Source organism: Cupriavidus sp. LA-1 (assembly GCF_055385985.1).
The window spans coordinates 3301024-3327347 of record NZ_AP031387.1; the positions used below are offsets into that span (position 1 = coordinate 3301024).

At 68.8% G+C, this 26324-nt stretch carries 25 protein-coding genes; 20 read left to right on the forward strand and 5 right to left on the reverse strand.

The window, feature by feature from the left end:
* Positions 1–13 precede the first annotated feature (13 nt).
* The 6 genes from glyS (at position 14) to ACZ5MJ_RS15440 (ending at position 5837) form a co-directional block, all read left to right on the forward strand.
* Positions 14–2137, forward strand: coding sequence for a glycine--tRNA ligase subunit beta (gene glyS / locus ACZ5MJ_RS15415; RefSeq protein WP_464220501.1), 2124 nt, complete (start codon positions 14–16; stop codon positions 2135–2137).
* A 31-nt stretch (positions 2138–2168) separates the two neighbouring features.
* Positions 2169–2765: a D-glycero-beta-D-manno-heptose 1,7-bisphosphate 7-phosphatase gene (gmhB, locus tag ACZ5MJ_RS15420; RefSeq protein ID WP_464220502.1), complete on the forward strand. Its 597-nt coding sequence runs from the start codon at positions 2169–2171 to the stop codon at positions 2763–2765.
* A gap of 31 nt (positions 2766–2796) precedes the next feature.
* Positions 2797–3561, forward strand: a complete 765-nt coding sequence (locus tag ACZ5MJ_RS15425) for a lysophospholipid acyltransferase family protein (RefSeq protein ID WP_464220503.1) — start codon at positions 2797–2799, stop codon at positions 3559–3561.
* Complete coding sequence (locus ACZ5MJ_RS15430) at positions 3558–4418, forward strand: M48 family metallopeptidase (RefSeq protein ID WP_464220505.1); 861 nt, start codon at positions 3558–3560, stop codon at positions 4416–4418. Before ACZ5MJ_RS15425 ends, ACZ5MJ_RS15430 begins: the two co-directional genes overlap by 4 nt.
* 93 nt (positions 4419–4511) lie before the next feature.
* Positions 4512–4919: a lactoylglutathione lyase gene (gene gloA, locus ACZ5MJ_RS15435; protein ID WP_464220507.1), complete on the forward strand. Its 408-nt coding sequence runs from the start codon at positions 4512–4514 to the stop codon at positions 4917–4919.
* A 66-nt stretch (positions 4920–4985) separates the two neighbouring features.
* Positions 4986–5837, forward strand: a complete 852-nt coding sequence (locus ACZ5MJ_RS15440) for a DMT family transporter (RefSeq protein WP_464223735.1) — start codon at positions 4986–4988, stop codon at positions 5835–5837.
* 52 nt (positions 5838–5889) lie between these two features.
* Here the strand turns inward: ACZ5MJ_RS15440 and trpS are convergent, their stop codons facing one another.
* From trpS to ACZ5MJ_RS15465, 5 genes are all read right to left on the reverse strand, one after another.
* On the reverse strand, positions 5890–6924 hold the full coding sequence (gene trpS / locus ACZ5MJ_RS15445; RefSeq protein WP_464220508.1) for a tryptophan--tRNA ligase: 1035 nt from the start codon (positions 6922–6924) through the stop codon (positions 5890–5892).
* 69 nt (positions 6925–6993) lie between these two features.
* Entirely contained in the window at positions 6994–7827 is an 834-nt protein-coding gene (gene rsmA / locus ACZ5MJ_RS15450; RefSeq protein WP_078195315.1) for a 16S rRNA (adenine(1518)-N(6)/adenine(1519)-N(6))-dimethyltransferase RsmA, read from the reverse strand.
* A gap of 17 nt (positions 7828–7844) precedes the next feature.
* Complete coding sequence (gene pdxA, locus ACZ5MJ_RS15455; RefSeq protein WP_464220510.1) at positions 7845–8954, reverse strand: 4-hydroxythreonine-4-phosphate dehydrogenase PdxA; 1110 nt, start codon at positions 8952–8954, stop codon at positions 7845–7847.
* Between the two features lie 30 nt (positions 8955–8984).
* Positions 8985–10457, reverse strand: a complete 1473-nt coding sequence (locus tag ACZ5MJ_RS15460) for a peptidylprolyl isomerase (RefSeq protein WP_464220511.1) — start codon at positions 10455–10457, stop codon at positions 8985–8987.
* A 9-nt stretch (positions 10458–10466) separates the two neighbouring features.
* The gene (locus tag ACZ5MJ_RS15465) at positions 10467–12908 is read right to left on the reverse strand and encodes an LPS-assembly protein LptD (protein WP_464220513.1); all 2442 of its coding nucleotides are present in this window, start codon (positions 12906–12908) and stop codon (positions 10467–10469) included.
* A 227-nt stretch (positions 12909–13135) separates the two neighbouring features.
* Between ACZ5MJ_RS15465 and ACZ5MJ_RS15470 the strand changes: the two genes are divergently transcribed.
* The 14 genes from ACZ5MJ_RS15470 (at position 13136) to ruvB (ending at position 26208) form a co-directional block, all read left to right on the forward strand.
* The gene (locus ACZ5MJ_RS15470) at positions 13136–14170 is read left to right on the forward strand and encodes an aminoglycoside phosphotransferase family protein (protein ID WP_464220515.1); all 1035 of its coding nucleotides are present in this window, start codon (positions 13136–13138) and stop codon (positions 14168–14170) included.
* Positions 14171–14172: 2 nt separating this feature from the next.
* Positions 14173–14967, forward strand: a complete 795-nt coding sequence (locus ACZ5MJ_RS15475; protein WP_464220516.1) for an AzlC family ABC transporter permease — start codon at positions 14173–14175, stop codon at positions 14965–14967.
* Positions 14964–15287, forward strand: a complete 324-nt coding sequence (locus ACZ5MJ_RS15480) for an AzlD domain-containing protein (protein ID WP_464220517.1) — start codon at positions 14964–14966, stop codon at positions 15285–15287. The genes ACZ5MJ_RS15475 and ACZ5MJ_RS15480 overlap by 4 nt, the downstream gene beginning before the upstream one ends.
* Positions 15287–16030, forward strand: a complete 744-nt coding sequence (gene murU / locus ACZ5MJ_RS15485) for an N-acetylmuramate alpha-1-phosphate uridylyltransferase MurU (protein WP_464220518.1) — start codon at positions 15287–15289, stop codon at positions 16028–16030. The genes ACZ5MJ_RS15480 and murU overlap by 1 nt, the downstream gene beginning before the upstream one ends.
* Positions 16031–16134: 104 nt before the next feature.
* Positions 16135–17538, forward strand: a complete 1404-nt coding sequence (locus ACZ5MJ_RS15490; protein WP_464220519.1) for an aminopeptidase P N-terminal domain-containing protein — start codon at positions 16135–16137, stop codon at positions 17536–17538.
* Positions 17535–18014, forward strand: coding sequence for a hypothetical protein (locus ACZ5MJ_RS15495; protein ID WP_464220521.1), 480 nt, complete (start codon positions 17535–17537; stop codon positions 18012–18014). The genes ACZ5MJ_RS15490 and ACZ5MJ_RS15495 overlap by 4 nt, the downstream gene beginning before the upstream one ends.
* Positions 17995–19233, forward strand: coding sequence for a UbiH/UbiF/VisC/COQ6 family ubiquinone biosynthesis hydroxylase (locus tag ACZ5MJ_RS15500; RefSeq protein ID WP_464223736.1), 1239 nt, complete (start codon positions 17995–17997; stop codon positions 19231–19233). Before ACZ5MJ_RS15495 ends, ACZ5MJ_RS15500 begins: the two co-directional genes overlap by 20 nt.
* A 263-nt stretch (positions 19234–19496) precedes the next feature.
* The gene (gene dusB, locus ACZ5MJ_RS15505) at positions 19497–20561 is read left to right on the forward strand and encodes a tRNA dihydrouridine synthase DusB (RefSeq protein ID WP_464220523.1); all 1065 of its coding nucleotides are present in this window, start codon (positions 19497–19499) and stop codon (positions 20559–20561) included.
* On the forward strand, positions 20558–20791 hold the full coding sequence (locus ACZ5MJ_RS15510) for a Fis family transcriptional regulator (protein WP_022533577.1): 234 nt from the start codon (positions 20558–20560) through the stop codon (positions 20789–20791). The genes dusB and ACZ5MJ_RS15510 overlap by 4 nt, the downstream gene beginning before the upstream one ends.
* A gap of 22 nt (positions 20792–20813) precedes the next feature.
* Complete coding sequence (gene purH / locus ACZ5MJ_RS15515; RefSeq protein WP_464220527.1) at positions 20814–22388, forward strand: bifunctional phosphoribosylaminoimidazolecarboxamide formyltransferase/IMP cyclohydrolase; 1575 nt, start codon at positions 20814–20816, stop codon at positions 22386–22388.
* Positions 22389–22553: 165 nt separating this feature from the next.
* A complete protein-coding gene (ruvC, locus tag ACZ5MJ_RS15520; RefSeq protein WP_464220529.1) occupies positions 22554–23099 on the forward strand; it encodes a crossover junction endodeoxyribonuclease RuvC in 546 nt (181 codons plus the stop codon).
* An 83-nt stretch (positions 23100–23182) separates the two neighbouring features.
* Positions 23183–24424, forward strand: a complete 1242-nt coding sequence (locus tag ACZ5MJ_RS15525) for a glycerophosphodiester phosphodiesterase (protein ID WP_464220531.1) — start codon at positions 23183–23185, stop codon at positions 24422–24424.
* Positions 24425–24500: 76 nt separating this feature from the next.
* The gene (gene ruvA / locus ACZ5MJ_RS15530; RefSeq protein ID WP_464220533.1) at positions 24501–25082 is read left to right on the forward strand and encodes a Holliday junction branch migration protein RuvA; all 582 of its coding nucleotides are present in this window, start codon (positions 24501–24503) and stop codon (positions 25080–25082) included.
* A gap of 58 nt (positions 25083–25140) precedes the next feature.
* Positions 25141–26208: a Holliday junction branch migration DNA helicase RuvB gene (ruvB, locus tag ACZ5MJ_RS15535; protein ID WP_464220535.1), complete on the forward strand. Its 1068-nt coding sequence runs from the start codon at positions 25141–25143 to the stop codon at positions 26206–26208.
* Positions 26209–26324 lie beyond the last annotated feature (116 nt).

The following is a 26324-nucleotide window of genomic DNA, read 5'->3' on the forward strand; positions in this document are numbered from 1 at the left end:
TTGGATACGATTCATGTCGCAACCCATGACCGACTCGCTGCTGATCGAACTGTTCACCGAAGAGCTGCCCCCCAAGGCGCTGGCGCGCCTGGGCGACGCCTTCGCGCAGGGCCTGTTCGCCGGCCTGGGCGAGCGCGACCTGCTTGAGCCGGGCGCCACCGTGACGCCGTTCGCGACCCCGCGCCGCCTGGCCGCGCTGGTATCCGGCGTGCGCCGCAGCGCGCCGGACCGCGAGCAGCGCGAGAAGGTCCTGCCGCTGTCGGTGGCACTGGACGCCAACGGCGAGCCCACCGCGCCGCTGGCCAAGAAGCTGGCCGCGCTGGCCAAGTCGGTCGGCGTCGCCGAGATCGACTGGCAGTCGCTGGAGCGCGCCTCCGACGGCAAGGCCGAGGCCTTCTTCTACCGCTACACCGCGCGCGGCGCCGAACTGGCCGCCGGCCTGCAGGCAGCGCTGGAAGACACCATCGCCAGGCTGCCGATTCCCAAGGTCATGAGCTACCAGCGCCCGGACGGCAGCACGGTGCAGTTCGTGCGTCCGGCGCACAGCCTGATCGCCTTGTTCGGCGCCGAGATCCTGCCGGTGACGCTGCTGGGGCTGCAGGCCAGCAACCTGACCCAGGGCCACCGCTTCCTGTCGCGTGGCGCGATCGAGATCGCGCACGCCAATGACTACGCGCAGCAGCTGGAGTCCGCCGGCCGCGTGGTCGCCAGCTATGCCGAGCGCCGCGAGCGCATGCGCACCGCGCTGCTCAAGGAAGCCGGCGCCGACCAGGTGATCATGCCCGAGTCGCTGCTCGATGAAGTCAACTCGCTGGTGGAATGGCCGGTGGTCTACGCCTGCCATTTCGAAGAGGCCTTCCTGGCGGTGCCGCAGGAATGCCTGATCCTGACCATGCAGACCAACCAGAAGTACTTTGCGCTGACCGATGCCGACGGCCACCTGCGCAACCGCTTCCTGATCGTGTCGAACCTGGCCACCGAGACGCCGCAGTCCATCATCACCGGCAACGAGCGCGTGGTGCGCCCGCGCCTGGCGGACGCCAAGTTCTTCTTCGACCAGGACCGCAAGAAGACGCTGGCCTCGCGCGTGCCGCAGCTGGCCGGCGTGGTCTACCACAACAAGATCGGCACCCAGCTGGACCGGGTGCAGCGCCTGCAGCAGATTGCCGGCCATATCGCCGATGCGCTCAACGCCGCCGGCGTGCCGACCGACAAGGCCGCCGCGATGCGCGGCGCCGAACTGGCCAAGGCCGACCTGCTGACTGACATGGTGGGCGAGTTCCCCGAGCTGCAGGGCACCATGGGCACGTACTATGCCCGCCACGACGATGAAGCCGAGGACGTGGCGCTGGCCTGCTCCGAACACTACCGTCCGCGCTTTGCCGGCGACGCGCTGCCCGGCGGCGCGGTCAGCACCGCCGTGGCGCTGGCCGACAAGCTCGAAACCCTGGTCGGGATCTGGGGCATCGGCCTGCAGCCGACCGGCGAGAAGGACCCGTTCGCACTGCGCCGCCACGCGCTGGGCATCCTGCGCATGCTGATCGAGAAGCCGCTGGCGCTGTCACTGGCGTCGCTGCTGGCGCAGACGCAACAGGCCTTTGCCGGCGTCGCGGCGGTCAAGCCGGCGCCCGAGGCGATCATCGACTTCCTCTACGACCGCGTGCGCGGCTACCTGAAGGACAAGGGCTACACCACCAATGAGGTCGAGGCCGTGGTCAGCCTGCGCCCGGACCAGCTGCACGACATCCTGGGCCGCATGGAAGCGGTGCGCACCTTTGCCGCGCTGCCCGAGGCCGAGGCCCTGGCCGCCGCCAACAAGCGCATCACCAACATCCTGCGCAAGAACACCGAGCCGCTCGGCACGGTCGCTCCGGCGCTGTTCCAGGAAGAGGCCGAAGGCGCGCTGCACGCCGCCATCGAGCGCGTGCGCCCCGCCGTGGAAGCGGCCTTCGCCAGCGGCGACTTCACCGCCGCGCTGCGCGACCTGGCCCAGCTGCGCGACGCCGTCGACCGCTTCTTCAACGACGTGATGGTGATGGCCGAGGACGCGCAGCTGCGCGCCAACCGCCTGGCGCTGCTGGCCTCGCTGCATGCGCTGGCCAACCGCGTGGCCGACATCTCCAAGCTGGCCGCCTGAGCGCCGCCCGCAGCCATACACGGAGCCGCACATGCCGCAGACGCCGCCCAAGTTTGTCATCCTGGACCGCGACGGGGTGGTCAACCTCGACAGCGACCAGTTCATCAAGACCCCCGATGAGTGGGTGCCGATCGACGGCAGCCTGGAAGCCATTGCCGCGCTGAACCAGGCGGGCTACCGCGTGGTCATCGCCAGCAACCAGTCCGGCATCGGCCGCGGGCTGTTCGAGATGAGCGCGCTCAACGCCATGCACGAGAAGATGCACACTTCGCTCGCGCGCCTGGGCGGGCGCGTCGATGCGGTGTTCTTCTGCCCGCATACGGCCGCGGACGGCTGCGAGTGCCGCAAGCCCAAGCCGGGCATGCTGGAGCAGATCAGCGAGCGCTTCGGCATCGAATTGCGCGGCGTGCCGATTGTTGGCGATTCGCTGCGCGACCTCGACGCCGGCGTGGCGGTCGGCTGCGCGCCGCACCTGGTGCGCAGCGGCAAGGGCCTGAAGACGCTCGACAAGGGTGGCCTGCCGCCCGGCACACAGGTGCACGACGACCTGCGCGCGTTTGCGCGCTGGCTGACCGGCAACGGCGGCGGGCAGCGCCCGCCTGCCCAGAGCGCCCACGGCGCCGGCTGACCCCGCCCCCATTTCCTGATCGCGCCCCCGCATGACGTTTATCCGTTCCCTGTTGTTCGCACTGTACCTGCTGGTACTGACGCCGCCGTACGCCTGTACCTGCTTCCTGGTGTTCCCGTTCATGAATGCCGACCAGCGCTTCCGTTTCGTGCGCGGCTGGCCGCTGCTGGTGATCTGGGCCGCGCGCGGCATCTGCGGCATCCAGTACCGCATCCAGGGCCATGAGCACATGGACGGCATGCTCGACAAGCCGGTGGTGCTGCTGTCCAAGCACCAGTCGGCGTGGGAAACCGTGGCCTACGTGGCGCTGATGCCCAAGCCGCTGTGCTTCGTGTTCAAGCGCGAACTGCTGCTGGTGCCGTTCTTCGGCTGGGCGCTGGGCATGCTGAAGATGGTCCATATCAACCGCAAGGAAGGCACCCGCGCCTTTGCCTCGGCCGCGCGCCAGGGCCGCGATCGGCTGGCCGAAGGTGCCTGGATCATCATGTTCCCGGAAGGCACGCGCACGCCGTCGGGCCTGGTCAAGACGCGCTACAAGAGCGGCGGCGCGCGCCTGGCGGTGGAAACCGGCGCCTGGGTGCTGCCGATGGCGGTCAACTCGGGCCGGGTGTGGCCGCGCAATTCGTTCCTGAAGTATCCGGGCATGGTGACGATCTCGGTCGGCCCGCCGATCGCGTCGGCCAACAAGACGGCCGACCAGCTCAACCAGGAGGTGGCGGACTGGATCGAACAGGACATGCGCCGCATCGACCCCGACAGCTACCGGACCGCGCCTCGGAGTGGGCCGGCCGCATGAAGCTGCTGCGACCCACCACCGACGCCGACGGCGCGCAGCTGGAGCTGCCGCTGGCGGAGTCCCCCCAGGCACCGCAGCCCGCGGCGCCCCTGGCACAGGAACCGCCGGAACAGCCCGCCTGGCCGGTGCCGCAGCCCAACGCACGCCTGCTGCATATCGGCGAACGGCCGCTGCACTACACGCTCAAGCGCTCGGCGCGCCGTACCATCGGCTTCACCATCGACGACCGCGGCCTGTCGATCACGGCGCCGCGCTGGGTCACGCTGGCCGACATCGAGGCGGCCATCCTGGAAAAGCAGCGCTGGATCTTCAACAAGCTGGGCGAGTGGCGCCACCGCGAGTCGCGCCGCATCCTGCCCACGGTGCAATGGCGCGACGGTGCCAGCCTGCCCTTCCTGGGCCAGCCGCTGACGTTGTCGCTGGAGTCGCCGATCGGCGCGCTGCTGTTCGATGCCGACCGACGCGTGCTGCACCTGGCGCTGCCGGGCCATGCCGACGAGCAGCAGATCAAGGACCGCGTGCAGGGCTGGCTGCAACAGCAGGCGCGCCGGCTGCTGGCCGAGCGGCTGGACATCTATGCGCAGAAGCTGGGCGTGCGCCACACCGGCTTTGCGCTGACCTCGGCCGCCACGCGCTGGGGCAGCTGCACCGCCGACGGCAAGGTCCGGCTGAACTGGCGCCTGATGCATTTCCCGCTGTCGATGATCGACTATGTCGCCGCGCACGAGCTGGCGCACCTGAAGGAAATGAACCACGGCCCGCGCTTCTGGCAGACCGTGGAATCGATCTTCCCCGAGTTCCGCGACGCCCGCGCCCAGTTGCGCGCGCACCCGCCCGAGCTGTTGCCCACGTTCTGAGGGCCTGGGTAGGAGCGGGAGCGCGCCGGTGGGATTCGGCCAAACGCACTAAAATGGCGCCTTCCCATACCTAAAACAGTTGAAGGCCCTCAAATGCGACTCCTCCACACCATGCTGCGCGTCGGCGACATGCAGCGCTCCATCGATTTCTACACCCGCGTGCTCGGCATGCAGCTGCTGCGCGAGAGTGACAACCCCGAGTACAAGTACCGCCTCGCCTTCGTCGGCTACGGCCCCGAGAGCGAAACCGCGGTGCTGGAGCTGACCTACAACTACGGCGTCGACCAGTATGACCTGGGCACGGCCTACGGCCATATCGCGCTGGAAACCGACGACGCCGCGGCCGCCTGCGAGCGCATCCGCGCAGCCGGCGGCAGGGTCACGCGCGAGGCCGGCCCGGTCAAGGGCGGCACCACCGTGATCGCCTTTGTCGACGACCCGGACGGCTACAAGATCGAACTGATCGAGCGCCATTCCACCCGCGACGCCAGCCGTCCCTGACGCACGATCACGGTGAGCACGCAAACCCTGACCCGGCAGCCGCTCGACGGCGTCGCCGTGGGCCTGATGGTGGTGCTGTGCGCCGCCTGGGGGCTGCAACAGGTGGTGATCAAGGTGACCGCGCCATTGATGGGCGCGGTGCTGCAGGCCGGGGTGCGCTCGGCCGTGGCGGCGCTGCTGGTGTTCGGCTTTGCCGCCTGGCGCGGCACGCCGCTGTGGCGGCGCGACGGCACGCTGAACGCCGGCCTGCTGGCCGGGCTGCTGTTCGGCGCGGAGTTCTTCTGCATTTTCGTCGGCCTGGGGCACACCACGGCCTCGCGCATGGCAGTGTTCCTGTACACGGCACCGATCTTCACCGCGCTGGGACTGCATTTCGCGGTGCCGGGCGAACGGTTGCACACCGGGCAATGGCTGGGCGTGGCGCTCGCCTTCGCGGGGATGGCGCTGGCCTTTGCCGATGGCATTGCCGCCCCGTCAGCGCATGGCAGCACGCTGCCGGGCGATGCGCTCGGCATCCTGGCCGGCGCGCTGTGGGCCGCCACCACCGTGGTGGTGCGCGCCAGCCCGCTGGCCAGCGCCCCGGCCAGCAAGACGCTGCTTTACCAGCTGGCGGTGTCCGCGGTGATGCTGCTGGCGATGGCCATCGCCGCCGGCCAGACCGTCACCGTGCGCATCGACGGGGTGGTGCTGGCGAGCCTGTTCTACCAGTCGGTGCTGATCGCGTTTGCCAGCTACCTGACCTGGTTCTGGCTGCTGCAGCGCTACCTGGCGTCGCGGCTGTCGGTGTTTTCCTTCCTGACGCCGCTGTTCGGGGTTGCCTTCGGCGTGGTGCTGATGCACGACGCGGTGGGCCCGCGCTTTGCCGTGGCGGCCGTGCTGGTGCTGGCGGGGATCGTGCTGGTCAACCGCCGCGCCTGAGCGGCGCGGCTGGCGCAATGCGGCGGCGGCCGGGGCCGCCGCTTCGTGACACTCAGCGGCGTGCCTCGAACGAGAACATGCCGAGCGCGTCGCGCACTTCGTCCAGCGTCTGCTGGGTCAGCGTGCGCGCCTTCGCGGTGCCCTGGCGCAGGATGTCGAACACATAGTCCGGATCCTTGGCCAGTTCTTCGCGGCGTGCGCGGATCGGGGCCAGCATGTCCTGCAGGACGCCCTCGATGCGGCGCTTGAGCACCATGTCGCCCAGGCCGCCCTTCTGGTAGTGCTCCTTCAGCGCCTTGACTTCCTCGGTGTTCGGATCGAACGCATCCAGGTAGGTGAACACCACGTTGCCCTCGACCTGGCCCGGGTCCGACACGCGCAGGTGGTTGGGGTCGGTGTACATGCTGTGCACCGCGGCCTTGATCTGCTCGGGCGAGGCACCCAGCGCGATCGCGTTGCCCATCGACTTGCTCATCTTGGCCTTGCCGTCCACGCCGGGGAGGCGGCCGAACTCGGGGATCAGGGCCTTGCATTCGGGCAGCAGCTCGCGGCCGACCTGGTGGTTGATGCGGCGCACGATCTCGTTGGTCTGCTCGATCAGCGGCGCCTGGTCTTCGCCCACCGGCACCACATGGGCCTTGAACGCGGTGATGTCCGCAGCCTGCGACGCCGGGTAGCACAGGAAGCCGGCCGGGATATCGCGGCCAAAGCCACGGGCCTGGATCTCTTCCTTGATGGTCGGGTTGCGCTCGAGCCGCGCCACCGTGACGAAGTTCAGGTACATCAGCGTCAGTTCGGCCAGCGCGGGCAGGTGCGACTGCACGGTGATGGTGGTCTTGGCCGGGTCGATGCCGACGGCCAGGTAGTCCAGCGCCACCTCCAGCACGTTGCGGCGCACCTTGTCGGGATCGTGCGCGTTGTCGGTCATGGCCTGGGTGTCGGCCAGCAGCAGGTATTGCTCATGCGTATCCTGCAGCGCCACGCGGCTCTTCAGCGAGCCGACATAGTGGCCGAGGTGCAGCGGGCCGGTGGGACGGTCGCCGGTCAGGATCACGGGACGCCGGTTGGTTTGGGTCTGGGCTGTCATGGGGCGGTCTTGCACGGAAATGGTCGCGGGAGATTCTGGATTCGTCGGAATTCTGGGATTCGGGCTCGGTCAGGCGGCCTGCCCGGACGCCTTGTCGCCCAGGCGCCGGGCCAGCTCGACATACTCGCCGACGGGCACTTCCTCGGCGCGGCGGCCAAGGTCGAAGCCCATCGCGTCGAAGTCGACCTGGTCGCGCAGGAACGACAGCGTATTGCGCAGCACCTTGCGCCGCTGCGAGAACGCGGCAGTGACCACGTCGCCCAGCACGGTGATGTCGCAATCGGCATGCGGCGAGCGCAGCCGGCCGTCGCCGTGGCGCGGCCACGGGATCATGCGGACCACGGCGGAATCGACCTTGGGCGGCGGGTTGAAGGCGCCCGGCGGCACATCCAGCACGTGTTCCATGTAATAGCGCACCTGCAGCATGATCGACAGCCGGCCGAAGGCCTTGCTGCCGGGCTCGGCCACCATGCGCTCCACCACCTCTTTCTGCAGCATGAAATGCTGGTCGCGGACGTGGTCGGCGAACTCCATCAGGTGGAACAGCAGCGGGCTGGAAATGTTGTACGGCAGGTTGCCGACGATGCGCAGCGGGCGCCCCGGCACGGCGAGCTTGTCGAAGTCGAACGCCAGCGCATCGCCGGCGTGGACCTGCAGGCGCTCGCCGTAGCGGCGGCGCAGGCGCTCGACCAGGTCGCGGTCCAGCTCAACCACCTGCATCTGCGGGATCCGTTCGAGCAGCGGGTCGGTCAGCGCGCCCAGCCCGGGCCCGATCTCGACCAGCACGTCGTCGGCCTGCGGGCTGATGGCATTGACGATGCCGTGGATGATGGTGTCGTCGACCAGGAAGTTCTGCCCGAATCGTTTGCGGGCCACATGGCCCTGGTGCACGTTTGAACGCATGATTTATTCGTCCGGCTTCAGCCTGGCGGCTGCGTGCCGGAATGGGTGTGGCCGGAATGGCCCGTGGCGCCCTGGCTGCCCTGGCTGCCGGAATGCCGGCCGTTGGCGTGGCCAGCCATGGTAACCGCACTGCGGATGGCCTCGATCATGCTGCCGTGCTCGGCCTGGCCGGTGCCGGCAAGGTCGAGCGCGGTGCCATGGTCCACTGAGGTGCGGATGAAGGGCAGCCCCAGCGTGATGTTCACGCCATGGCCGAAGGTGCCGTACTTCAGCGGCGCCAGCCCCTGGTCATGGTACATCGCCAGCACGCAGTCGGCATCGCGCAGGTGGCGCGGCTGGAACAGCGTGTCCGCCGGAAAGGGCCCGCGCGCGTCGATGCCGGCATCTTTCGCCTGCGCCAGCGCGGGCATGATGATGTCGATCTCTTCGTGGCCCATATGGCCGCTTTCGCCGGCGTGCGGGTTCAGGCCCGTGACCAGGATGCGCGGCCGTGCGATGCCGAAGTAGCGGCGCAGGTCGGCATCGATGATCGCCAGCGTCTGTACCAGCAACGGCACCGACAGCGCATCGGGCACCGCCCGCAGCGGCAGGTGGGTGGTGGCCAGCGCCACGCGCAGCATGGCATCGTCGTGCGCCGGCTGCGGGCCGGCCAGCATCATCACCACGCGCGGCACGCGGGCGCGCTCGGCCAGGTATTCGGTATGGCCGGTGAAGGGCACGCCGGCGTCGTTGATGGTGCTCTTCTGCACCGGCGCCGTGATCATCGCGGCATACCGGGGTGCGGCCTTGCGCCGCGCCCGGCAGCCGTCGATGGCGGCATCGAGCAGCTTCAGCACATAGGGGCCGTTGCGTGCGTCGAGGCGCCCGGCCTCGCACGCCACCGCCAGCGGAATGTCCTCGAGCACCACGTCGCCGTCGGCAATACGCCGCTCCCAGGCATGCGTGACGCCCAGCGCCGCGGCGCGGTCGGCCAGCAGGCGGGCATCGCCCAGCACATGGAAGCGGTATTGCCCGCCGCCGACACCATTGTTGGCGCCCGCCAGCTGCAGCAGCGCCCCGATGGTGATATCGGGGCCGATGCCGGCGGGTTCTCCGGTCGAAATGGCGAGGGCAAGCGGATCGGGCATGTCAGGTCAGCGGATCGGGGGACCGGCGCTTCAGCGCTGCCGGTTGACCCGATACTCCACGTACGCCTGCGAACGCAGCTGGCGCACCCAGTCATCATAGGCGGCGCGCAGCTTCTGTTCGCGGACTTCGGCACGGGCGAAGTCGCGCTGCTTCTCGGGCGACAGCTCGGTCTCGCGGCGGTTCAGCACCTGGATCAGGTGCACGCCGAACTGCGTGACCACCGGTTCCGAGATCTCGTTCGGGCGCAGCCGGCTCATGGCCTGCTCGAACTCGGGCACCAGCTCGCCCGGCGAGACCCAGCCGAGATCGCCGCCGTTCTGCGCCGAACCGTCCTGCGAGAAGCGCTTGGCCGCGTCGGCAAAGTCGCCGCCGTGGGTGATGCGGTCGCGCAGCGTGCCGAGCTGGCGGCGCGCCTCGGCCTCCGGCATGTTGGGGCCGGTGCGGATCAGGATGTGGCGCACCTGGGTCTGGGTGATCTTCGAGGCCGCGGCCGGCCCGGATGCCGGCGCCACGCGCTTGGCCACCAGCTTGACCACATGGAAGCCGGCGGCGCTCTCCACCACCTGCGGCGCGACCCCGCCGGTCTGCAGGTCGACCACGGCGTTGGCGAACAGCGCCGGCAGGCGGCCGATCTCGCGGAAGCCCATCGCGCCGCCTTGGGCCGCTTCGGGACCTTCGGAATTGGCTTTGGCCAGCTGCGCGAAGTCGGCGCCGCCCTGGGCCTGCTTGAGCAGCTCCTCTGCCTTGGCGCGCAGCGCCTGCTTCTGCGCGTCCGAGGCATCCTCGGGCACGCGCAACAGGATCTGCGCCACGTTGTATTCGGTCGGGCCGCTGGCAGCGCCCTGGCCGCCGCGGGCCGCCAGGTAGTTGTCGATTTCGCCGTCGTAGACCTGCACCTTGGAATCGACCTCGCGCTCGCGCAGGCGGATCACCTGCACCTGCTTGCGCAGCTCGTCGCGGTACTTGGTCCAGGTCATCCCGCTGGCCTCCACGCGGCGGCGCAGATCGGTCGCATTCATCTGGTTCTGCTGCGCCACCGATTCGATGGCGCGGTCGACCTCCTGGTCGGTCACGCGAATGCCGGCATCCTGCGCGGCCTGGGTCTGCACGCGCTCGATCACCAGCCGCTCGAGCACCTCTCCCAGCAGGTCGGCACGCGCGGGCAGCGGACGGCCGGCGGTCCGCAACTGGCCTTCGATCTCGTCGGCCCGGTCGAGCAGTTCGCGCCGCGTGATCACGCTGTTGTTCACCACCGCCACCACCTCATCGACCAGCTGCGAGCGCTTCTGGCCATCGGCCTGCGGCACACCCAGCTTGGGCTGGCTTGACGGCGCCGTGACGTCAGACGCCTGCGGCACGAAGATGCCGCTGGTGCGCGGCCCCCCGGGCGCCTTGAGTTGCGCGGCGGCGGGCACCGTCATCGCAGCCAGCACGGCCGGCAGCAGCAGGCGGTGCCAGGACGTCAGCAAACAGGAAAACACGGCGAATTCTTGACGTTTCATCGTAATCCGTCATTCATAGTGATCGAACTGGGTGGTCGGCACCGGCCTGGCGGACACGGGCTCGTAGCCCGGCACGTTCAGCCGGAGGATATCCAGCGGGTTGGAACCGATCTTGGAAAGGCCACGGAACTCCACCTGCAGGAAGATCCGTCCGGTGTAGCCCTGCGTGGTGTTGCGGTAACGCTGGTAGACCACGCGGCCGACCCAGCAGTCCGCGGCGTATTCGACGCCGGCCAGCGCGTCGACCATCTGGTTGGCGTTCATGTCAAAGGCGAAGCGCGCGAGGCCATAGGCACGGCGCGTGATCGGCCATTGGCTCGACAGCTCGAACTGGTCAATCGCGGTATTGTCGGTCACCGAGGTCGCGCGCCGGTAGCGGTAGCCCGCATTGAACACCTTGCGCGGCTCGGGGCGGTATGAAAACGCCACGTTGCCGTAGTTGATCCGGTCCGAGTCCGGGTTGTACTGCACGCCAGCGTCCAGATAATAGCCCCGGAACATCTGGATGGTGGTGGCGGCCAGCAGGTCCGAGGAACCTGCCATGGGATCCGTCAGCGTGCCGTTGATCTGCACGCGCTGGCCGGTGAAGTCATAGCGCTGCGCGAGGGTGCCGCGGAAGCGCTCGATGCCGGTATCGGCCTCGATCAGGCGCGTGGTCACGCCAGCGGTCAGCTTGTTGTTGTCGGCAATGCGGTCATAGCCGGAGAACGGATTCTCGGTAAATATCGTGCCGTAGCCAAAATCCGCCTGCACCGTATCGAACAGCGGAAACTGGCTCTGGTCCCTGAATGGCGTGTACACATAGAACAGGCGCGGCTCCAGCGTCTGCACGTAGTTCACCCCGAACAGGCGGCTGACGGTCGGCGCTTCGCGCTCGAAGGTCATGCCCGAGTCCAGGCTGACGGTCGGTATCGCGCGCGAAAAATTGTTCTGCGCCGTGGGCGTGTTGGAGGCCGACTCCATCTGGTATTGCGCCGCGTTGAAGATGACCTTCGGCGTCACGTACCAGCCTGCCCGCACGATCGGGTAGCTGATGCTCGGCTGGAGATACATGCGCTCGCCCTGCGGCTGCTGGAAGCCGGTGGACGTCAGTGGAATGCGGAAACGCGTGTAGTCCGCTTCCACCTGCACATCGAAGCCGCCCAGGTCATAGCGGATGTACTTGCCATTGAGCTGCGGCACACGTTCGTAGGACGGTTCGCTGGGGCGCAACGTCTGGAACTTCTGCACCCGCGCCAGCAGCGTGAAATCCTGCCAGTTGTAGATGACGCCGCCCTCTTGGTTGTACTGCCGCAGCGTCGACTGCGACACGCTGCGGGTGAAGTCGTCCGGGTACTGGTTGTCCGACACCCGGCTCACGTTCAGGTAGGCACTGAGCCCCTTGGCCAGGATCTGGTTGTGCTGGATCGAGTAGGCCCAGCGGTCCGTGCTGGTCTTCTTGTCGTTCGGCAGGAACTCGGCGCGCAGCCGCCCGCTGTAGCCCTGGCCCAGGTAGCGGTACTCGCCGCCGAGCTGCACGCCGCGCTCGGTCATCACGCGCGGAAACAGGGTCAGGTCGCGGTTCGGCGCGATATTGACGTAGTACGGCGTGGTCAGGTCAAAGCCCGAACGCGAGCCGTAGCCCATCAGCGGCGAGAGGAAACCGCTGCGGCGTTCGGCGTTCAGCGGAAAGCTGAAGGCCGGCGCTGCCGCGATCGGCACGCCGAAGAAATTGAGCACGCCGCCGTAGGCCACGCCCACCTGGCGGTCGCTGTCCAGATCGATCCGGTTCGCGCTGAAGTACCAGTCGGCATTGTCGGGCGAGCAGGTAGTGTACGACGCGTGCTTGGCGGTGCTGCGATCCTTGTCCAGGAAATCGATGCGCTCGGCCTTGCCGGAGCCGCCGGTCTGCTCAAAGTAATAGTCCGGCGACAGCATGTAGCCTTCATTGGCCTCGACCTTGAGCCGCGCCTCGGGGCCGACCGCCAGCGTGCCGCTGCGCGACATGCGCACGTTGCCCTGCGCGAAGGCTTCGTCGGAGTCCTGGTCGTAGGTCAGCTTGTCGCCCTTGACCACGCCGCCGTCGCGGCGCAGTTCGGCATGGCCTTCCAGCTCGACGCCGCGCTCGTTGTAGCCGGTCATGCGGTCGCCCTCGATAAAGGTGGGCGCGTCGGGATTGGAATCGCCCTTCTTGCCGGGCTCGGCAAGGCGCGGCACCAGCTCGCCGGATTCCACCGGCAGCGGCAGCGCTTTCGGTGCGGCTTCGAACACCGGCTCGACCTGGTCGAGGTCGGGGATCGCCGAGCCGGACATCTGCGCATGAGCGCCGGCTGACAGGCCGGCCATGGCCAGCACCAACGGCCGCAGCGCGCCCGCGTGCAGGCCGCCGGCGCGCCTGGCTCGGGCAGGAACGCTGGTGGGGGCAGGCGAAGGCAAGGCCCTGTTGTTCGGTGATCGTCGTTGTTCGGTCATTCGCACGGGTTGTCAGTCTGGGCGTCAGCGGCGGCTCGCCTGCAAGCCGCCAGCCTCCGCCGAGGCAGGCTGCGGGGCAACGAGGGCCCCTCCCGGAGGCCACCCGGCGCCCGGGTCTGGTCGGGTATTATACGGGGCAACCCGGGGTGCTCTTCCCGCTTACTTCCGGTTTCATTTACGGGTTTCATTTTCGTTCCACGCCGCGCCCCTTCCCCACACGTATCTGTATGGCAGCTCTCCCCCACGACCCGCGCCTGGACCAACTCAAGGCCTGGGTGTCCGGACTCGGACCGGCATGGTCCGCCGATCCCGATTCCTGCGCCCCGGCCTCGGCCGATGCCAGCTTCCGGCGCTATTTCCGCGTCCGCACCGGCCACCCGGCGCATCCCACCGCCATCGTGATGGACGCCCCGCCCGCGCACGAGGACTGCCGCCCCTTCATCCATGTGTGCGGGCTGTTCGGCGCCGCTGGCGTGACCGTGCCGACGGTGCTGGCGCAAGACCTGGACCAGGGCTTCCTGCTGCTGGCCGACCTTGGCAACCAGACCTACCTGTCGCAGCTGGATGATTCCACCGCCCATGGCATGTATGCCGACGCGGCCGCCGCGCTGGTCCGCATCCAGGCCGCCACGCGCCCCAGCGAACTGCCCGCCTACGACCGCGCGCTGCTGCAGCGCGAGCTCGACCTGTTCCCGCAGTGGTATGTGGCCAAGCACCTGGGTGCGACCTTGACCGACGCCCAGCAGGCCGACCTGCGAGAAGTGATGGAGGCGCTACTTGCCAACAACCTGGCGCAGCCCCAGGTCTACGTGCACCGCGACTTCCACTCGCGCAACCTGATGGCGCTCGACGGCACCGCCAATCCGGGCGTGCTGGACTTCCAGGACGCGGTGATCGGCCCGATCACCTACGACGCGGTCTCGCTGTGGCGCGATGCCTATATCGAATGGGATGAAGAGCAGCAGCTGGACTGGCTGATCCGGTATTGGGAACGCGCGCGCAAGGCCGGACTGCCGGTCAACGCCGACTTCGGCGAGTTCTACCGCGACTTCGAGTGGATGGGCCTGCAGCGCCACCTCAAGGTGCTGGGCATCTTTGCCCGCCTATACCACCGCGACGGCAAGGACGGCTACCTGGCCAACCTGCCGCTGGTCATGAAGTACACACGCCAGGTGGCCGGCCGCTATACCGAACTGCGCAAGCTGATCCGGCTGCTGGACGCGCTCGAAGGCGTGGCCAGCCCGGCCGGCTATACGTTCTGACCATGTCCGGCGACGCCCCCGCTCCGCACGACAACGATGCGCCCGCCATCACCGCCGCCGGCGAATGGCTGGCCGGCGCGCGCGCGCTCGCGCCGATGCTGCTGGGCGTGGTGCCGTTCGGCCTGATCTACGGCGTGCTGGCCGTTGGTGCAGGCATGCCCGCGTGGCTGGCCTGTGCGATGAGCGCGATCGTGTTCGGCGGCGCCTCGCAGATGATCCTGACGCAGCTGTGGACCGCCGGCACCCCGGCGGTCGTGATCACGCTGACGGTGGCCATGGTCAACCTGCGCCACGCGCTGTATTCCGCCACCATTGCCCCGACGCTGGCGCACCTGCCGCGGCGCTGGAAAGCGCTGATCGCCTACCTGCTGACCGACGAGGCCTTTGCCGCGATGACGCACCGGCTGGGCGATACCGGCCCGCGCGCCCGCTACCGCCACTGGTATTACTTCGGCGGCGGCTTCGCGCTGTGGGCCAGCTGGCAGCTGTCGACACTGGCCGGCGTGCTGGTCGGCGCCCAGGTACCGCGCGACTGGCCGCTGGACTTCTTCCTGCCGCTGACCTTCATCGGCATCATCGTGCCGGGCCTCAAGCACCGCTCGCACGTCGCCGCGGCGCTGGCTGCCAGCGTGCTGGCGGTGGCCTGCTACAGCCTGCCGCACAAGCTCGGCCTGATGGTGGCGGCGCTGGGCGGCATTGCCGTGGGCATGCTGGTGCTGGGGCGCGGCAACCGGCCCGGACCCCGCGCGGTCAGCCATGCCGGCAAGCCGGGTGCGGTCGGCAAGGAGACCGCATGAATTCCATGACCCTGCTCTGGGTCTTCCTGGCCGCGGGCCTGGCGACCTTCCTGATCCGGCTGTCGTTCATTGCCGTCGAAGGCCGCGTGCGCCTGCCGCCCTGGTTCCGCACCGCGCTGCAGTTCGTGCCGGCAGCGATGCTGTCGGCGCTGATCGCCCCTGACCTGCTGATGCAGCATGGCGAACTCGCCCTGACCCCAACCAACGCGAGGCTGGTGGCCGGCGTGGTCGCCATCCTGATCGCCGCACGAACCCGCAGCGTGGGCTGGACCATTGCCGGCGGCATGGCCACGCTGCTTGCCCTGGAGGCTCTCTTCTGATGAAGGCCATGATCTTCGCCGCCGGCCGCGGCGACCGCATGCGTCCGCTGACCGACACCTGTCCCAAGCCGCTGCTGGCGGTGGGCGGCAAGCCGCTGATCGTCTGGAAAATCGAGGCGCTGGCGCGCGCCGGCCTGCGCGATATCGTCATCAACCACGCGTGGCTGGGCGGACAGATCGAAGCCGCGCTGGGAGATGGCAGCCGCTTCGGCGTGCGGCTGGCCTATTCTGCCGAGGGCACTGCGCTGGAAACCGCTGGCGGCATAGCACAGGCCCTGCCGCTGCTGTCCGCGCACCCGGAGCGCGGCGAGATCTTCCTGGCCGTGTCGGGCGACATTTTCTGCGACTACGACTTCCGCAGGCTGTTGCCTCGCGCGCACGACATGGCCGGCGCGCCCGCCCCGCGCATGCACCTGGTGATGGTGCCCAACCCGGATTTTCACCCGAACGGCGACTTCACCTTGGAACCGAACGGCCTGCTGACGCTCGACGGGGCCCTGGCCAACGGTGGCGAACGGCTGACATTCGGCAATATCGGCCTGTACGACACGCGCCTCTTCACCGCCATCGAACCTGGCACCAAAATGCCGATGACACCCTACTACTGGGAGGCCATCGAGGCCGGCGCCGCTACCGGCGAACGCTTCGACGGACGCTGGGAGAACGTGGGCACGCCGGCGCAGCTGGCCGAGCTGGATGCGGCGCTTGCGGCAGCAGCGCCGGTGGCGGCGCACGGGCGCTAAGTCGACTGACTGGGCAGGCTGGCAAGGCGCCCGGAAGATCCCGCGGCCAGCAAGGCGCCAGCGGCGGTAGAATCGGCCTGATCCTCCTCATCCCAGGCCCTACCATGTCCGCACCCGACAACGCCCTCCTCGCCGCCTGCCGCGACCGCCGCGCCCGTGTGCTGCAGCACCTGCGCGCCGGCGGCGGTGGCGTGGCGATCCTGCCCACGGCGCCGGAAGCCATGCGCAACCGCGACAGCGACTACCCGTACCGGCACGACAGCTATTTCTATTACCTGAGCGGCTTCACCGAACCCGAAGCGGTGCTGGTGCTGGTGGCCGGCGCGCCCGGCGATCCCGCCGACGCCGACCGCAGCATCCTGTTCTGCCGCCCCAAGCATGAAGAACGCGAAATCTGGGACGGTTTCCGCTTTGGCCCGGAAGGCGCGCGCGCGGCATTCGGTTTCGACGAAGCGCATTCGGTCGAAGAGATCGACGCCGCGCTGCCGCCGCTGCTGGCCAACCGCGTGCAGTTGGCGTACCCGCTGGCCGATTCGACCCGCACCGACATGCAGATGCGCCGCTGGCTCGACGCCGTGCGCATGCAAGGCCGTGCCGGCGTGGCCGCGCCGTCGGTCGCCATCGACATCCGCACACTGCTCGATGAAATGCGCCTGTTCAAGGACGCGGGCGAACTGGCCACCATGCGCCGCGCGGCGGCGATTTCAGCGGGTGCCCATGTGCGCGCGATGCAGGCCACCCGCGCCGGCCTGCGCGAATATCACCTGGAAGCGGAACTGCTCTATGAATTCCGCCGCCATGGCGCGCAGAGCGTGGCCTACAACTCGATCGTCGCGGCCGGCCCGAACGCCTGCGTGCTGCACTACCGGGCCGGCCCCGCCGAACTGAAGGACGGCGACCTGTGCCTGATTGATGCCGGCTGCGAGTTCGACGGCTACGCCTCGGACATCACCCGCACCTTCCCGGTCTCCGGCCGCTTCTCGCCGGCGCAGCGCGAGCTGTACGACCTGGTGGTGGCGGCGCAGGACGCCGCCATCGCCGAGACCCGAGCCGGCGTGCCCTACAACGTGCCGCATGACGCCGCCGTGCGCGTGCTGGCGCAGGGCATGCTCGATACCGGCCTGCTCGACCGCAACAAGGAAGGCACGCTCGAAGACGTGCTGGCCAGCGGCAGCTACCGCCGCTTCTACATGCACCGTACCGGCCATTGGCTCGGCATGGATGTGCATGATGTCGGCGAATACCGCGTCTCTGGCCACAACGGCGAAGGCGAGCGTCCGTGGCGGCCGCTGCAGGCGGGCATGGTGCTGACCATCGAACCGGGCATCTATGTGCGCCCGGCCGAGGATGTGCCCGAGCGCTACTGGCATATCGGCATCCGCATCGAGGATGACGCCGTGGTCACCGATGGCGATTGCGAGCTGATCACGCGCGGCGTGCCGGTGCTGGCCGACGAGATCGAAGCACTGATGCGCGACAACGCATCCGCCGCCGGAGGTCTGCGATGATCGGCTGGCTGCGCAGGATCTTTCCGGGCCAGGCCCGCGCCGGCAGCAATGCAGGCAACACCCGCCGGCCCGATCCGTCCGAACCCTTCATCATCAACCTGTTCGACGACCGCGTGGTGGTGCACCGGCCCGACGGCCAGCGCGAGGAGCTCGCCTGGGACGCGCTCGAGCGCGTGGTGGTGCGCGTGTCCGACCGCACCCCCTGGGCCGGCACGGCCTGGCTGATCCTGATCGGCACGCCCGACTCGGGCCAGGGCTGCGTGGTGCCGCTCGACGCGGCCAACCATGCGGCACTGGTGGAGCGGCTGCGCGCGCTGCCGGGCTTCAACGACCAGAAGCTCGACAATGCGCTGCGCGACGCCGCGGCAGGCAAGTCGCGCTCGGATGCGATCTGCTGGAAGCGGGGCGCACAAGCCCAACCGGGGACCGATGAGGAGCCTGCTGGAGGCAGTGACGATGCCGGCCGTGCCGCCTGATTTCCAGGGCCTTCGCGATATCGCCATCGTCGGCGGCGGGCCGGTCGGGCTGGCGCTGGCCTGCCAGCTGCTGCGCACGACCGACTGGCGCCTCACGCTGGTCGATGCCGCCACCCCGGCGCGCGCCGCGCGCGATCCGCGCGCAATAGCGCTGTCGCACGGCAGCCGCCAGTTGCTGGAGCAGATCGGCGCCTGGCCGGTCCCGGGCAGCCCGATCGAGCATATCCATGTTTCGCAGCGCGGCCGCTTCGGCCATGTCCGGCTGCACCATGACGACTACGACGTGCCGGCGCTGGGCTACGTGGTGCGCTACGGCGAGCTGTGCAATGTGCTGGAGCGTGCGCTTGCCCACGCCGCGCAGGCCACTGGCGAGGGCCGCCTGCAGCGCGTGTTCGAAACCCGCATCGGCCAGATCGAACAGGATCCGGCGCCGCGCGCTGCCGGCGAGGCCGATACGGGTATCGTTCACCTGACCGGCACCGGCCATGATGGCCAGGCGGTGCGCCTTGCCGCACGGGTGGCGGTGCAGGCGGAGGGCGGGCTGTTCCATGAACAGGCCGCGCACCAGGGCCGCGGCGCGCGCACGCGCGACTACCGCCAGACCGCCGTGATTGCCCATGTGACCTGCTCGCGCCCGCAACCGGGCTGGGCCTGGGAACGCTTTACCGAGGAGGGCCCGCTGGCGCTGCTCCCGCATGAGGAACACGGCGCGCCGGGCTACGCGCTGGTGTGGTGCTGCCCGCCGGACGAGGCGGCGCGGCGCATCGCGCTGCCGGAAGCGGAGTTCGCCGTGGAGCTGGGCCGCGCTTTTGGCGACCGCATGGGCCAGTTCACGCTGGCGGGCAAGCGCCATGCCTTCCCGCTGGGCCTGAATGCCGCGCCGGTGACGGTCAACGGCCGCGTGGTGGCGGTCGGCAATGCCGCGCAGACGCTGCACCCGGTGGCCGGACAGGGGCTCAACCTGGGCCTGCGCGATGCCTTTGCGCTGGCCGACTCGCTGCGCAGCGCGTGCACGCCGCAGGCGCTGCAGGCCTTCGCCGGCCGGCATCGCGTGGACCGCGCCGTGACCATCGGCGTCACCGACCTGCTGCCGCGCGTGTTCGGGATTTCCTATCCGCTGGCGGCCCATGCCCGCGGGGCGTCGCTGGCCGCGCTGGCCTGCCTGCCACCGCTGCGGCACGCGCTGGCGCGCCACATGATGTTCGGCATGCGCCGCTAACCACCACCTGCGCTCGGCCAGTGGCGCTTGCGCCACTGGCTGCATCCCAATGCGCCGAGGATGCTCAAATCTTGGGCAACCGGGCACGATTGGCGGTAGAATCCTGCCCTCGCACATGTCCCGATCCACCGCCGGCAGCAGTTTCGGCAGGGGCATGTTTTTCCGTTTCGTCTCTGTTTCGTCTTCCGCCGCAGAGCAGGCTCCCGATCCGTCGGGGCGCCAGGACGGGCCACCAGAACCGCCGCCTTATCGTCACCCACGCCGTGCAGATCGGACCTCATCAACTCCGCAACAACCTGTTTGTCGCCCCGATGGCGGGCGTGACGGACCGGCCCTTCCGCCAGCTGTGCAAGCAGCTCGGCGCGGGCTATGCGGTGTCCGAAATGGTCGCGTCCAACGCACAGCTGTGGAAGAGCGAGAAGACCATGCGCCGCGCCAACCATGCCGGCGAGGTCGAGCCCATTGCCGTGCAGATCGCCGGCGCCGAACCGTCGATGATGGCCGAGGCCGCGCGCTATAACGTGGACCGCGGCGCGCAGATCATCGACATCAACATGGGCTGCCCGGCCAAGAAGGTGTGCAACGTCGCCGCCGGCTCGGCCCTGCTGCAGAACGAGCCGCTGGTGGTGCGCATCGTCCAGGCAGTGGTCGGCGCCGTGGGCGACCGGGTGCCGGTCACGCTCAAGATCCGTACCGGCTGGAACCGCGAGAACCGCAATGCGCTGCGCATCGCGCGCATGGTCGAGGACGCGGGCATCAGCATGCTGACCATCCACGGCCGCACCCGCGCCGACCTGTACCACGGCGACGCCGAGTACGAGACCATTGCCGCGGTCAAGGCAGAGGTGTCGATCCCCGTGGTCGCCAACGGCGATATCACTACGCCGCAGAAGGCAAAACAAGTGCTGGCACTGACCGGCGCGGACGCGATCATGATCGGCCGCGCGGCACAGGGCCGGCCCTGGCTCTTCCGTGAAATCGAGCACTTCCTGAAGACCGGCGAGATGCTGCCGTCGCCGGAAGTGGCCGAGATCCGCGCCATCATGAACGCGCACCTGGAAGACCACTACGCCTTCTATGGCGAGTTCACCGGCGTGCGTACCGCACGCAAGCATATTGCCTGGTACACGCGCGGGCTGCGCGGTGCCAACCTGTTCCGCCACCGCATGAACACGCTGGAAAGCACCGCCGAGCAGCTGGTGGCGGTCAATGCGTTCTTCGACGAGCAGGCGCAGATCTCTGACCGGCTGGTGTACGTGGACGACGCCACGCAAGACAAAGACGAAGCGAACAACAACAACAAAAACGGGGAGTTGCTCGCCGCATGAGCCGCAACGCTATCGACCAGTGCATCCGGGAAAGCCTGGACACTTATTTTCGCGACCTGGACGGCGAAGAGCCGTCGAATATGTACAACATGGTGCTCGAGGCCGTCGAACGGCCGCTGCTGGAAGCCGTGATGCTGCGCGCCGAGCGCAACCAGTCGCTGGCGGCCGCCTACCTGGGCATCAATCGCAATACGCTGCGCAAGAAGTTGCAGCAGCACGGTTTACTTTGAATTTGAAGCGTCTCCCACAGCCATGATCAAGCAAGCCCTACTCTCCGTTTCCGACAAGACCGGCATCGTCGATTTCGCGCGCGAACTGAACGCGCTCGGCGTCACGCTGCTTTCCACCGGCGGCACCGCCAAGCTGCTGGCCGACAGCGGCCTGCCCGTGACGGAGGTGGCCGACTACACCGGCTTCCCGGAAATGCTCGACGGCCGCGTCAAGACGCTGCACCCCAAGGTCCACGGCGGCATCCTCGCGCGCCGCGACCTGCCCGAGCACATGGCCGCGCTGGCCGAGCACGGCATCCCGACCATCGACCTGCTGGTGGTCAACCTGTACCCGTTCCAGCAGACCGTGGCCAAGGATGACTGCACCCTGCCCGACGCGATCGAGAACATCGACATCGGCGGCCCGACCATGCTGCGCTCGGCCGCCAAGAACCATCGCGACGTGACCGTGATCGTGGACACGGCCGACTACGCCGTGGTGCTCGACGAAATGCGCGCCAACGCCAACAGCGTCGGCTACGACACCAACTTCCGCCTGGCCACCAAGGTGTTCGCGCACACCGCGCAGTACGACGGCGCCATCACCAATTACCTGACCAGCCTCGGCGCCGACAAGTCGCACCAGGCCCGCAGCGCCTACCCGCAGACGCTGAACCTGGCCTTCGACAAGGTCCAGGAAATGCGCTACGGCGAGAACCCGCACCAGTCGGCCGCCTTCTACCGCGACCTGAAGGCCGTGGACGGCGCGCTGGCCAACTATGTGCAGCTGCAGGGCAAGGAACTGTCCTACAACAACATCGCCGACGCCGACGCCGCCTGGGAATGCGTCAAGTCGTTCGACGCCGCCAACGGCGCCGCCTGCGTCATCATCAAGCACGCCAACCCGTGCGGCGTGGCGCTGGGCGCAAACGCGCTGGAAGCCTATGACAAGGCCTTCAAGACCGACTCGACCTCGGCCTTCGGCGGCATCATCGCCTTCAACGTCGAGCTGGACGAGACCGCCGCGCAAGCCGTGGCCAAGCAGTTTGTCGAAGTGCTGATTGCCCCGTCGTTCAGCGCCGGCGCCCGTGCCGTGTTCGCCGCCAAGCAGAACGTGCGCCTGCTGGAGATCCCGCTGGGCAAGGGCATCAACCAGTATGACTTCAAGCGCGTAGGCGGCGGCCTGCTGGTGCAGAGCCCGGACGCCAAGAACGTGCAGCCGTCCGAGCTGCGCGCGGTGACGCGCCGCCACCCGACCCCCAAGGAAATGGATGACCTGATGTTCGCCTGGCGCGTGGCCAAGTTCGTCAAGTCCAACGCCATCGTGTTCTGCGGCGGCGGCATGACGCTGGGCGTGGGCGCGGGCCAGATGAGCCGCGTGGATTCGGCCCGCATCGCCAGCATCAAGGCGCAGAACGCCGGCCTGACGCTGGCGGGTTCGGCGGTGGCCTCGGACGCGTTCTTCCCGTTCCGCGATGGCCTGGACGTGGTGGTTGACGCCGGTGCCACCTGCGTGATCCAGCCGGGCGGCTCGATGCGCGACGACGAAGTGATCGCCGCCGCCGACGAGCGCGGCATCGCCATGGTGCTGACCGGCACGCGCCACTTCCGCCACTAAGCACGGCACGCTCGCGGTCTTGCGCTGCAAGGCCGCCGGCCAACGAAGCGGTTTCGCTCCCTTGCGGGCAGCGAAACCGCTTTTTGCTTGGTGCGCCAGCAACGCCAGCGCGAACGCCCCGGCAAAAAGCAATACACTAGCAGCGACATCCACCCTCCCCACCCAATGCGAATCCTAGGCATCGACCCCGGCCTGCGCACCACCGGCTTCGGCGTGATCGAGAAGCACGGCAACAAGCTTGCCTACGTGGCCTCGGGCACGATCAAGAGCGACGGCAATGCGACCCTGCCGGAACGGCTGAAAACGCTGTACGACGGCATCAGCGAAGTGTCGCGCACCTACGCGCCCGACTGCGCGGCGATCGAGAAGGTCTTCGTCAACGTCAACCCCCAATCGACGCTGCTGCTCGGCCAGGCCCGCGGCGCGGCCATCTGCGGGCTGGTGGGCTACGGGCTGCCGGTGTTCGAGTACACCGCACTGCAGCTCAAGGTGGCGGTGGTCGGCTATGGCCGCGCCAACAAGGCGCAGGTGCAGGAGATGGTGACACGGCTGCTGATGCTGCCCGGCCAGCCCGGCAGCGATGCAGCCGATGCGCTCGGCGTGGCGATCTGCCATGCCAACGGCGGCGACACGCTGGGCACGCTGGCGGGCCTGGCGCCCGACCTGGTGCGCAAGGGCATGCGCGTGCGGCGCGGACGGCTGGTCGGCTGAGCACGCCGGCGGGACACGGCTTTCGCCGCGCTGCCATGCCCGTCTTTTACAATCGGGCATTCGTTCCACCACTGGAAAGCTGCATGCCCAGCCAGTCCCGACTGAGCGCGCCGCGCTCGCGCGCCGCCAGCCCCTTCCCGGCCCTTGCCGCCGCCCGACAATGGCTGCTCCCTGCCGCCGCCGCGGCGTGCGCCGTGCTGGTCGCCGGCTGCGCCACCGCGCCGCGCCCCAGGCCCGCCACGCCGCCCGCGCCCCCGGCTCCCGCAGCCGCCCCGAGCGCCCCGCCCGCGGCCGCCGCCCAACCCAGGCCGCTGGTGATCGCCCATCGCGGTGCCAGCGCGCTGCGTCCCGAACACACGCTTGCGTCGTATGCGAAGGCGATCGAGGACGGTGCCGACGCCATCGAGCCCGACTTGGTGATGACACGTGACGGCGTGCTGGTGGCCCGCCACGAGAACGACATCACCGGCACCACCAACGTGGCCGAACTGCCGCAGTTTGCCGAGCGCAAGCGCACCAAGGTGATCGACGGCGAGCGCCTGACCGGCTGGTTCACCGAAGACTTCACGCTGGCCGAACTCAAGACGCTGCGCGCGCGTGAACGCATCCCGCGCCTGCGCCCCGCCAATGCGCGCCTGAACGACCAGTTCGAGGTGCCGACCTTCGACGAGATCGTGCACCTGGCCGAGCAGGCCGCGCTGCGCACCGGCAAACCCATCGGCATCTATCCCGAACTGAAACACCCGAGCTATTTCCGTGGCATCGGACTGCCGCTCGAGGACAAGCTGGCGGCAGCGGTGCGGGCACAGCCCTACCTGCGCAATGCGCCGGTGTTCATCCAGTGCTTCGAGAGCGGCAGCCTGCGCGCGCTGCGGCGCACGCTGGGCAGCAACCTGCCCAACATCAAGCTGGTGCAGCTCATCGGCAATCCGCGCAAGGGCCCGGCCGACTGGAAACTGGCCGGCGACGGCCGCACCTTCGGCGACATGCTGAGCGCGACCGGCCTGCGCGAAGTGGCTGCCTACGCCGACGGCATCGGTCCCGAGAAAAACAGCGTGGTGCCGCGCGATGCGCAGGGCGCGCTGGCTGCGCCGACGGCGGTCGTGCGCCAGGCGCATGCCGCCGGACTGTTCGTCCATCCGTACACCTTCCGCCCGGAAAACAGCTTCCTGCCCAAGGCGCTGCAGACCGGCGGCGACGAGGCCACGCGCAGCCCGTCCGGCATGGAGCGCGAAGTGCAGGCGTTTGTCGCAGCCGGCATCGACGGCTTCTTCACCGACGACCCGGCGCTGGGCCGGCGCGCGGTGGACACGCCCGCGCGCTGATCCGGCCGGGCGGCCGCTGGGCTACACTTGCGGCCGCCGCTTCCCTGACACCTCACCCCATTCCCTCTCCCGCACCATGATCGGACGCATCGCCGGCACCCTTATCGAGAAGAATCCCCCGCACCTGCTGGTCGACTGCCACGGCGTCGGCTACGAGGTCGACGTGCCGATGAGCACCTTCTACAACCTGCCGGCGGTGGGCCAGCCGGTGACGCTGCTGACGCAGCTGATCGTGCGCGAGGACGCGCACCTGCTGTACGGCTTCGGCAGCGCGGCGGAGCGCAACACCTTCCGCGAGCTGATCAAGATCACCGGCATCGGCGCACGCATGGCGCTGGCGGTGCTCTCCGGCATGTCGGTCACGGAACTGGCGCAAGTCATCACGCTCCAGGAAGCCGGCCGCCTCACGCGCATTCCCGGCATCGGCAAGAAGACCGCCGAGCGGCTGCTGCTGGAGCTCAAGGGCAAGCTGGGCGCGGAACTGGGCCATGCGCCGGGCACGCCGGCGGTGCCGGACAACGCCGTCGACGTGCTCAATGCGCTGCTGGCGCTGGGCTACTCGGAGAAGGAAGCCGCCACCGCGATCAAGCAGGTGCCGGCCGGCACCGGCGTGTCCGAGGGCATCAAGCTCGCGCTCAAGGCATTGTCCAAGGCTTGAGACCTGCATAGGCGCGTAGAATGGCGGATTGTTGCCGCTGTCCGGGCCCCTGACCGCCATGATCGAAACTGACAAGCTTGCCGCCCCCGCCCGCGTGATCGCCGCCACCCCCGCCTCGTCGCAGGAGGAAGCTTTCGAGCGCGCGCTGCGGCCCAAGCTGCTGGACGAATACGTCGGCCAGGAAAAGGTGCGCGGGCAGCTCGATATCTTCATGCACGCCGCGCGCAACCGGCGCGAGGCGCTGGACCACGTGCTGCTGTTCGGCCCGCCCGGGCTGGGCAAGACCACGCTGGCCCACATCATCGCGCGCGAGATGGGCGTCAACCTGCGCCAGACTTCCGGCCCCGTGCTGGAGCGCCCGGGCGACCTGGCCGCGCTGCTGACCAACCTGGAAGCCAACGACGTCCTCTTCATCGACGAGATCCACCGGCTCTCGCCGGTCGTCGAGGAAATCCTGTACCCGGCCCTCGAGGACTACCAGATCGACATCATGATCGGCGAAGGCCCGGCGGCACGCTCGGTCAAGCTCGACCTGCAGCCGTTCACGCTGGTGGGCGCCACCACGCGTGCCGGCATGCTGACCAACCCGCTGCGCGACCGCTTCGGCATCGTCGCGCGGCTGGAGTTCTATACCGCCGAAGAGCTGGCCCGCATCGTCACGCGCTCGGCGCAGCTGCTGCATGCCCGCATCGACCCGCAGGGCGCGCTGGAGATCGCCCGGCGCGCGCGCGGCACGCCCCGGATCGCCAACCGGCTGCTGCGCCGGGTACGCGACTACGCCGAGGTCAAGGGTGACGGCACCATCACCCGCCAGATGGCGGATGCCGCACTGGCCATGCTGGACGTGGACAGCGTGGGCTTTGACCTGATGGACCGCAAGCTGCTGGAGGCCGTGCTGCACAAGTTCGGCGGCGGCCCGGTGGGCGTGGACAACCTGGCCGCGGCCATCGGCGAGGAGCGCGACACCATCGAGGACGTGCTCGAGCCCTACCTGATCCAGCAAGGCTACCTGCAGCGCACTCCGCGCGGGCGCGTGGCCACCGCGGCGGCCTACCGGCATTTCGGACTGGCCAGCCCGCAAGGCGCCCAGGGCAGCGGCGCGGGCGAGCTGCTCGGCGACGCCTGAGATTGCGCTGCGGCACAACATATATGTGCCGTTTCCGCCCCTCGGCATGACCAATTAAATGTTTTAATTTCAGTTCCAAATTTTTTCGAAGTGGATTGCTGGCCCGTGGCCGCTTG